The organism is Mesorhizobium sp. M7A.F.Ca.US.014.04.1.1 (genome assembly GCF_003998745.1).
Lineage (GTDB): Bacteria > Pseudomonadota > Alphaproteobacteria > Rhizobiales > Rhizobiaceae > Mesorhizobium > Mesorhizobium ciceri.
In genome coordinates, this window is the sequence record NZ_RZRW01000815.1 from 1 (window position 1) to 1,964 (window position 1,964).

At 63.2% G+C, this 1,964-nt stretch carries 2 protein-coding genes; both read left to right on the plus strand.

Annotated elements, in window-relative coordinates:
* Positions 1-1,080 (plus strand): M3 family oligoendopeptidase (locus EOA22_RS31825; RefSeq protein ID WP_164756119.1); only part of this gene is annotated, 1,080 nt, incomplete at its 5' end.
* Between the two features lie 361 nt (positions 1,081-1,441).
* Positions 1,442-1,964, plus strand: a 523-nt coding sequence (locus EOA22_RS31830; RefSeq protein WP_127390516.1) for a proton-conducting membrane transporter, incomplete at its 3' end; no start/stop codon positions are given.

A 1,964-nucleotide genomic window follows, 5' to 3' on the forward strand; every position in this document is an offset into this window, starting at 1 on the left:
GACAAGGAGATATCCGACCGCTGGCGTGGCTTCGAGGACATCGCCGATTCACGCCATCTGGCCAACCGCGTCGAGCGCAGTGTGGTGGACGCCTTGGCCTCCGCCGTTCGCGATGCCTATCCGCGCCTCTCGCACCGCTACTACGCGATGAAGGCACGCTGGCTGGGCATGGAGGTGATGAACCATTGGGACCGCAACGCGCCGTTGCCGGATACGCCCCAGGCGATCATCGGCTGGGACGAGGCCAGGAACACCGTGCTGTCCGCCTATCAGCGCTTTTCGCCCGACATGGCCGAGATCGCGCGAACCTTCTTCGACCGCAACTGGATCGACGCGCCGGTGCGGCCCGGCAAGTCGCCTGGCGCCTTCGCGCATCCGACCGTACCGTCGGCGCATCCCTATGTCCTGCTCAACTACATGGGCAAGCCGCGCGATGTGATGACGCTGGCGCACGAGCTTGGCCATGGCGTGCATCAGGTGCTGGCCGGCGGCCAGGGTGCGCTGATGGCCTCGACGCCGCTGACGCTGGCCGAGACGGCATCGGTCTTCGGCGAGATGCTGACCTTCCGCTCGCTGCTCGACCAGACCACCGACCGGCGCGAGCGCAAGGCCATGCTCGCCCAGAAGGTCGAGGACATGATCAACACGGTCGTGCGCCAGATCGCCTTCTATGAATTCGAGCGCAAGGTGCATGCCGAACGCAAGAACGGCGAACTGACCTCCGACAGGCTCGGTCAGTTCTGGCTCGAAGTGCAGGCCGAAAGTCTGGGTCCCGCCATCAAGCTGCGCGAAGGCTACGAGGTGTTCTGGACCTACATCCCGCACTTCATCCATTCGCCCTTTTATGTCTATGCCTATGCTTTCGGCGACTGCCTGGTGAACTCGCTTTACGCGGTCTACCAGAACGCCGAGCGCGGCTTTCAGGACAAGTATTTCGAAATGCTGCGCGCCGGCGGCACCAAACATCATTCCGAGCTTCTGGCGCCCTTCGGGCTCGACGCCACCGATCCCGCCTTCTGGCAGATCGGACTTGGCGTCATCGGTGGCCTGATCGACGAGCTGGAAGCGCTCGACACTTGAAATGCGCCCCCAGGCGTCGCTCTAACAGTTTAGCCGGAATGCATGTTGGGACAGCTCTACTATCGCCCTAAATATCTGTTCTTGAAGTACTCTCCACCGAAGTTTTCCGATAGCTTTCCACAAGCTCTATGATAGCCTTCGCTCCAAGCTCAGCCGGAGCGCATGCGGATCGGCGAGGAGAAATCTCAGCCGGCCGTGGCGCTCAGGCGAACGCGACAACGGCCGTTGGCCATGGGCAAGCAAAGCCGATCGCCGACAGCTCGAACCGAAGCCGGCTGTTCTGCTTACCGCGGAACCACCAAGAGTAGTCCTTCGCCGAAGATCATGACCCACGGCAGACGGATCTGACTGGAGAGAGACAATGGGCACTTTTTTCTACGTGGTCCTGGCGTTCCTGATAGGCGTATTGGTCGGCTGGTTCCTTTGGGGGCGCCTGCGCGGTGAACTCGACAGCTTGCGCGGCGATCTCGACCGTACACGCAGCGAACGCGACAGGCTGCGCACCGACAGCGACCGCCTGACCGGCGAACTCGATGCATGCGGCAAGACCCGCGCCGACCTTGAGCGCCGGCTGCGCGAAGCGTCGGCCGCACCTGCCGCCGGAAGCAGCGCGGCAAAACCGGCAAGCCAGGCGCCGGCGGCCCTGATGTCGACCCCCGCGACGGCCAAATCCGCCACCACAAAGCCCGCGACGGCCAAACCGGCCGCTGCGAAAGCGGTCTCTGCCAAGCCGGCGGCGAAACCCGTCGCCACCAAAACCTCGGCTCCAGCCAAATCCGCAATGAGCAAGCCTGCAACAGTCAAGCCTGCAACAGCCAAGCCTGCAACAGCCAAGCCAGCATCCGGAAAGCCCGACAATCTGCGTCGGCTGATCGGTATCGGTC